Source organism: Lampropedia puyangensis (assembly GCF_004833285.1).
GTDB lineage: Bacteria > Pseudomonadota > Gammaproteobacteria > Burkholderiales > Burkholderiaceae_C > Lampropedia > Lampropedia puyangensis.
Genome location: NZ_STFG01000050.1, coordinates 1 through 3,224, shown reverse-complemented (window position 1 = coordinate 3,224; position 3,224 = coordinate 1). Strand labels below are relative to the sequence as shown.

2 protein-coding genes are annotated in these 3,224 nt (G+C 46.8%); one reads left to right on the top strand and one right to left on the bottom strand.

The features are described from left to right. Positions 1-363 (top strand): hypothetical protein (locus tag E9531_RS17580; RefSeq protein WP_158291842.1); only part of this gene is annotated, 363 nt, incomplete at its 5' end. A 354-nt stretch (positions 364-717) separates the two neighbouring features. On the opposite strand, the gene E9531_RS17300 is transcribed toward E9531_RS17580, so the two are convergent. Continuing rightward, positions 718-2,799, bottom strand: a complete 2,082-nt coding sequence (locus E9531_RS17300) for a P-loop ATPase, Sll1717 family (protein ID WP_211343487.1) — start codon at positions 2,797-2,799, stop codon at positions 718-720. Between the last annotated feature and the right edge of the window lie 425 nt (positions 2,800-3,224).

Genomic DNA, 3,224 nt, shown 5'->3' with positions numbered 1-3,224 from the left:
GCACGAATGATTCAAGGTCCTTTGCATGCACTGGCACAGCCGTTGCTTAAGGGCTTGTCTTCAGAGGGGGTGATTCTGGTGCAACTGGCTTTACCGAAAAATGGCAAGCGTTGGATGTTGGTCACTGGCGTGGAGTGTGAGCACAGCGCCTTTGGAGCAGCAAAGCTGAGAAGTTTGTTGGTGCTGGACCAACAAATGCCAGCCTTATGGGGGTGTGGGCATAACGCACGTGTGAGTTTGCCAAGCAAAAGCCAAAGCGACTCAACCGCCTTGCAAAACAAGCTGTGTATTTACCGGACCTTGGATGGTGGGTACTTGGCTTGTACGGTGCAGCGCATGGTTGTGATTCGGAATAGGGCTTGACTCAGTCAGTATGCGTTGAGGCATTTTTGAATGCTGGAGTGCCAGCATAGAAGGCAGGAGGGATCCTGCTTTCTTTTTTGTGAAAATAAGAGCAAAGCCATGGACGATGGCGCTTCAATGATTCGGATGGGGTTGAATGAATGGCTCAGGTCGACCCAAAGCGGAAATTCAGCCCACAGACTTCAATGTCCGATGAAGGCTGGATTGCGGATTTTCGCCAAAATTGATTAATAGGCCGATCAGACCCCAAAGTGAATACGGCAATACTTGATTAATTTCTGAAAAGTCGACAACAGCAATGCCAAGCCAATCTAGTTGATTGACTGCCGTAAAGCGAGCGATTTTTCTCGATTTCTATGAAATGGAGCGGATCAAAAAATCAAACTTATCCTGTATATGACTCTCTTTAAAAACGCCATTAATGGCCTGCCGAAGAAATACCTCCAAGTCTCTCTGCGTCAATGGGAGGATGAGTCCAGCCTGATTTTTGTTTACAACATTTGCAATATGTCTCAAATAGGAATCCTTGATTTCGCTCCCACGGAAAAAAATTAATCCGAAACGGCCAAACGTTTCGCTGAAATAGTATTGAACCTGATGAAAATCATCGGCGGAGAGATTTTCGTAATTCTTGCATTCAAACACAACTTGAGTAGCACCGTATTTCCCGCGAACGATATCCCAAAAGCCACCGCTCGCTCGATTTGAAGCTATCCAATCTCGAATCTGAGAACCATCTACTGTCCGACACTTTGGCTGGACGTTTGTGAGTGATCTGAAAAAGCAAAGCCTTACCACCTTACCTACAACCTCTTCGAACGCTTGAGCACCAGCATGTCCCAATGGAAGTGTTTTTAAATCCTCAAGCACTGTTTTTAGTTCGTCTTTGTACTGATCGAATCGATAATTATCAGGTAGATCTTCCAGTATTCCCTCGTTCTTTAGAGGGGTGTCCTCGGAAACCGCCTGAATTAGAATGTTGCGAAGATTTAGTGCGGGTTGATATGTTGGATGAATTACAAAATGAGTAGCCTGATCAATGGGTAGTTTGGCGTTCGAGTCTTTTCCAGGCTCCTTAAAGAAAGTTTTGCCCGCACGTCGGAGTCCTAAAAATCCTATCCCATACAGCAACTCAACAAGTCTGGGAGCAGTTGTATAATCAAAGAACCATGACGCACAATGTTTTTTAATTTTATCGTTAACCAACAACTTGGCAATAAAGTCTTCGATGCCAATCAGCGAATATTCGGTGCCAAGCCCGTAGAAGAGCTCTAAGAGCACACTAATATTTGGGTAGTTTTCAGCAAACTCATCGCCAAGATCCTTGAGGCGACTAGTACTGTATCTCCGAGACGCAGCCTGCACATCCTCCAGCATCATCATTTGATGGCCGCCGTTGATGGCAGCCTCAATTGCATAGCTTGTCAGCATGAGAACATCTCTTGGTCGATGTTGGCAAAGTGCCATCACCGCAGCTCGGCTGCTACGCTCCGCCGATTCCTCAAAAAAGCAGCTCCATGCCTCTCCTCCTAACTTGGGCTTCGCCGGAAATGGACGAACAAGACGACGCTCAACAAGCTCAACAAGCTTTTGCTCAGACCAATCCAGGAACACAACCGCAGTCTCTAGGCGGGCAAACTCGTTATCAATCGACCGAATGCGATCGTATATGTTCTCACGAATAAATATATAAGGTCGAACTGCTGGGGTGGATGCACAGAGTTTTACAGTCGCGTGCATCAATGCCATCAGACAAATAATTGCTGATTCCGATCCATCCCATGACTCATCTAAACGATCAATCAAAAGTGTAACGCGTAGGCCACTCTTTTCACCTAGAGCGTTTAGCTCCGCAGAAATTTCTTTGCTGCGATTGATTTGCCTTAACCAAAGCTTGTCCTGCGACTTTGAGTATGCGTCAAATATCTCTTGAGTCAGGTTTAAGATGCGCTGGTCAAAATCACAATCCTCGATAAGATTTCTCTCTTTTGTAATTGTTGGTGGGAGGGCTCTTTCCTTCACGCGACCGGTCGCTAACAAATGGCGAATACATTCATCGAGAAGTGCGCGCTCGAATGTGTGAGTAAGTGACTTGAAGGGGCGCTGCCTTGTGTCGCGAAATTCATCGTGTGCCAGCGGTAGTTGCAACAGATCGAAAATTTGCGGGACTATGGAGATTGAGTCTTGGGTGCGACGAAGAAGCTCATAGGTGATGGCTGTTTTTCCTGCGCCTCGTCTACCCACAAAAAAGCACTTCTGTGACGACTGGTCAAGGGCAGCCAAAGCTGCTGGGGTGGAAACAAAAAGCTCCGGCTCATTCCGAATGAGGTCGTACTCTGCAAATGCTTGCCCAACCTTAATACGTTCTAATGCACGTTTGGGTAACACGAAATTTGTTGCCATCGTAGCTGCTCGCCGTTTTTGAGAGGTGGACACGCAGTTTAGCTGCTTTGCATGCAATTTAGCCGCAGAGATTCACGATCCAAAAGTTCGCGGCTTCAAAGCGGTCATTACCAGTGCCCGATTCTTGGCCGGGCTCCGTTGTTAGAGCAGCCAACTCCAGTGCCAACTTACGCTGCAAAACAAACCTTTAATTGCCTGTTCTGAACTTCCGATCCTGGCCGAAACCAGCCCTAAACCTCTATGCTACCAAATGTTTCAATCAATTCATAACTGGCACTGAGTTGACTGGTCGGTGGTTTCACTAATTTTTTGTGCTTCATTGGTTCACTGTTGTCGCGCAAGCGCAGTATCTTTGGAGCATTTGGTCAATGCAGTCCAATTACTGGCGGTCAGCTTTCCCTCAAAGCCATTGAGAGACCTGCTAGGGGCTTGATCTGCGTTTCATTCATCGGGCGTTC